This window comes from Acetatifactor sp., assembly GCF_982438285.1.
The window spans coordinates 1-3,627 of the sequence record NZ_CEWDFQ010000315.1 but is presented as its reverse complement, the minus strand read 5'-3'; the positions used below and the strand labels follow the sequence as shown (position 1 = coordinate 3,627).

The following is a 3,627-nucleotide window of genomic DNA, read 5'->3' as shown; positions in this document are numbered from 1 at the left end:
GTGCTGCTTCACTGATCATAAATCTATCTTCTTTCTATGCTTGTTTTCTTATTGAACCATCAATGCAGAATCAGACCGGCCGCGCCGTAAATTCCGGCGTCATTTCCCAGGGTGGCCAGAACAAATTTTGCATTCCTGCAAGGCGCATAGGCATACTTCTCAAAGCAGGGACGGATATAAGTAAAAAGAATTTCCCCAGCCTTGGAAACGCCTCCCCCGATTACAAAAGCCTCGGGGTTTACTACACCTGCCACCGCTGCCAGGCCCTTTCCCAGATAATCACCGAATTCCTCCGCAATTTCCACTGCAACGGCATCCTTTTCCTTGACAGCGTCAAAAACAGACTTTGCGCTCACCTTGCCATTTCGGAGAATACTGGGCGTATCGTCCTTGGCAAGACGTCTCTTTGCCAGACGCACCAGCCCCGTTGCGGAGGCATACTGCTCCAGACAGCCCTTGTTTTTGCAGTTACAGCATTCGGTTTCATTGTCCTCGATATGGATATGCCCGATTTCGCCGCCTGCACCGTTTGCTCCTGTCACAATCTGCTCGTTTACAATGATTCCGCCGCCCACTCCGGTTCCCAGCGTCACTAACACCATATTTTTATAGCCCTTGCCTGCGCCCATCCACATTTCTCCAAAAGCCGCCGCATTGGCATCGTTCACCGCCTTTATGGGCACGTTAAAGTATGCCTTCATCTTCTCGGGAATGGAAAAGTCGCTCCAGCCCAGGTTCACGGATCTGCCTATCAGATTTCCTTCCCTGTCGTACGCTCCAGGCGCTCCAATGCCAATGCCCGCAAGATCGTCCTGGGAAATCTGTCTTTCCTGCATTTTTGCCAGAATACTCCTTGCCGTATCCGGCAGAATCCCGGCTCCTGCATTCTCTTTATTGGTGGGAATCTCCCACTTTTCCAAAAGCTGTCCCTCTGCGTCAAACAGCCCCAGCTTTACCGTTGTGCCTCCAACATCCACTCCAAAAGCGTATTTGCCCATCTGTCAATCCTCCCCATCCTCTTCTCTTTTTCTGGCCAGAGAATTCTGCACTCTGGTGTACAGCTCCTGCGCCGCATTATACCCCATCTTTTTCTGGCGGTGGTTCGCCGCCGCAGACTCGCAGATAATGGCGAGATTTCTCCCGGGACGAATGGGAATATTATGGCAGACAATTTTATTACCCAGATATTCCGTGTAATTTTCCTCCAGACCCAGTCTATCGTATTCCTTATCCTTATCCCAGTCCTCCAGGCGGATCACCATATCCACCTGCTGTGTATCCTTCACGGAGGATGCGCCAAAAAGCGCCTTCACGTCCACAATGCCTATGCCTCTTAATTCAATAAAATGCTTCGTGATATCGGGCGCAGAACCGATCAGCGTATCGTCGCTTACCTTGCGCAGCTCCACCACATCGTCCGTCACAAGCCGGTGCCCTCTTTTTACCAGCTCCAAGGCTGCTTCAGATTTTCCGATACCGCTTTCCCCTGTGATCAGCACGCCCTCGCCATATACGTCCACCAGTACGCCGTGGACGGAAATGCAGGGAGCCAGCTTTACATTCAGCCACCTTATGATCTCCGCCATAAAGGACGATGTAGTCTTTTTGGTGGACAGAAGGGGTACATGATGCTCCAGGGCCGTCTCCAGAAAAATAGGGTCTGGCTTCATTTCCCGGCAGAACACAATACAGGGAATATCATAGGTCATAAGTTCCCCGTAAATCTCCCGCTTGCGTTCCTCACTGAGGCTCTCCATGTAAGTATATTCCACAAAACCGATAATTTGCAGTCTTGCGGCGTCAAAATGCTCAAAATAGCCTGCCATCTGCAGCGCCGGGCGGTTGATATCAGGCTGCGTAATACGGATGCTGGTTACGTCAATCTCCGGTGTGAGATTTTCCAGCTTCATCTTTTCAATGATTCGGGTTAAGCTGACACTTGCCATAGGATCGATCTCCTTTTTTCTTTTCACATTAGTTTGATTGTAACACAAGGCGGCAATTATGGGAAGAGCTTATATTCGCTATCCCGACACCATCAAATGGCAGTCTCTCAGCTACAGTTCCAGGCTGTTCTCCTGCAAAAGGAAATCGTATATACTCATTGTAGTTATTCCATTTTCATCATGCTTTACCTTAATAACATCTTTCACTATAACAATCTTCTTAAATGAATCATTCACATTAAGCAATGATGCCTTCTCCTGCTCTTCCTTCTCCTTATCCGGTATACTAAACGCAGATTGAATATAATATCTCCTGCTTCCCAGATTCGCCACAAAATCAATCTCCAACTGTTTTTTTTCTTGTCTGCCGTCCTTATTACGGCTTCGTTTCTGCACAACACCTACATCCACTTGAAATCCCCTCATCCGAAGTTCATTATAAATAATATTTTCCATCAAATGTGTTTCTTCCACCTGCCGGAAACCAAGTCTGGCATTTCGCAGCCCAACATCCTCAAAATAATACTTAAGAGGCGTTCCAATATACTTTCTGCCCTTTACATCATAGCGATTTGCTTCACTCACAATAAACGCATCCTGCAAGTATTCCAGATATTGACGAATCGTATTCAGGCTGATGTCCGACTGTATTACACTTTTAAAGGTTGCCTCTATCTTAGATGGATTCTTCAGCGAGCCGGTTGCAGATGCTAAAATATTAATCAAATCATTTAGTTCCTGTATCTTTTCAATATGATTACGCTCAACAATATCCTTGATATACGTTTCTTCAAAGAGTCTGCTCAGATAATGAATTTTCTGCTCCTCTGTCCTCATTGTCACGGTCAACGGCAAACCACCATAAGCAACGTACTCTGCCCATCCATGATACATATCTCCTTCATATGCTTCCATAAATTCTTTGAAACACAGCGGAAATACATGTATTTCATCACCTCTTCCCCGAAATTCGGTAATAATATCTTTGGACAAAAATTTTGAATTGCTTCCGGTCACATACACATCGACATTTTCAATGTGAAGAAGTGAATTCAATACCTCTTCAAAATCTGCCAGCATTTGTACTTCGTCCAGTAAAATGTAATATGGTTCCTTATCTGTAATTAAAGTATCTATATAATCCAATATTGCATCTGGATCACGATATTTTTTATTTTTCCTTTGATCAAGCTCAATCGTAATAATATGTGTTTCATCAATCCCCTGAGCCAGCAAATAATCTCTGAAAATTTTAAAAATCAAATAGGACTTACCACATCTTCGAATTCCGGTAACTACTTTAATTAAGCCATTATGCATACGCTCAACGAGCGCTTTCAAATATCGTTCTCTTTTAATCTCCATATACGCCTCCATTACTGAAATATGTGGGATATTGCTCCCTCTTTTTTCAATATTATACCTCTTATTTTGCATATTGCAAATTTTTATTGAAATCTAAGGGCACATTTGTACCGCTTTTTCACCATTTTGTTGTGTAATCATTTATACCAACATATCACTGTCTATATCCGGCCAAGTTAATGCCATCAATTCTCCGATACGAAGTCCTGTCGCCAAAGCCACAATTAACAAATTGTAATAAATAATGGATTCTGGAATTGGCAAAACGCGTAAGAAAAATCGCCCATGTGAGTTCGTTGCCTTTTTCCTCCCCAGG

3 protein-coding genes are annotated in these 3,627 nt (G+C 44.4%); all 3 read right to left on the bottom strand.

The window, feature by feature from the left end; genetic code table 11:
• Positions 1 to 59: 59 nt before the first annotated feature.
• Complete coding sequence (locus tag AC1WIP_RS13080) at positions 60 to 998, bottom strand: ROK family glucokinase (RefSeq protein WP_481142240.1); 939 nt, start codon at positions 996 to 998, stop codon at positions 60 to 62.
• A 3-nt stretch (positions 999 to 1,001) separates the two neighbouring features.
• On the bottom strand, positions 1,002 to 1,946 hold the full coding sequence (hprK, locus tag AC1WIP_RS13075) for an HPr(Ser) kinase/phosphatase (protein ID WP_318709132.1): 945 nt from the start codon (positions 1,944 to 1,946) through the stop codon (positions 1,002 to 1,004).
• Between the two features lie 111 nt (positions 1,947 to 2,057).
• Positions 2,058 to 3,311: an ATP-binding protein gene (locus tag AC1WIP_RS13070; protein ID WP_481142239.1), complete on the bottom strand. Its 1,254-nt coding sequence runs from the start codon at positions 3,309 to 3,311 to the stop codon at positions 2,058 to 2,060.
• Between the last annotated feature and the right edge of the window lie 316 nt (positions 3,312 to 3,627).

Bases quoted from the DNA above. Each gene is read 5' to 3' on its own strand.
- hprK (WP_318709132.1), bottom strand. From the start codon at position 1,946: ATGGCAAGTGTCAGCTTAACCCGAATCATTGAAAAGATGAAGCTGGAA.
- AC1WIP_RS13080 (WP_481142240.1), bottom strand. From the start codon at position 998: ATGGGCAAATACGCTTTTGGAGTGGATGTTGGAGGCACAACGGTAAAG.
- AC1WIP_RS13070 (WP_481142239.1), bottom strand. From the start codon at position 3,311: ATGGAGATTAAAAGAGAACGATATTTGAAAGCGCTCGTTGAGCGTATG.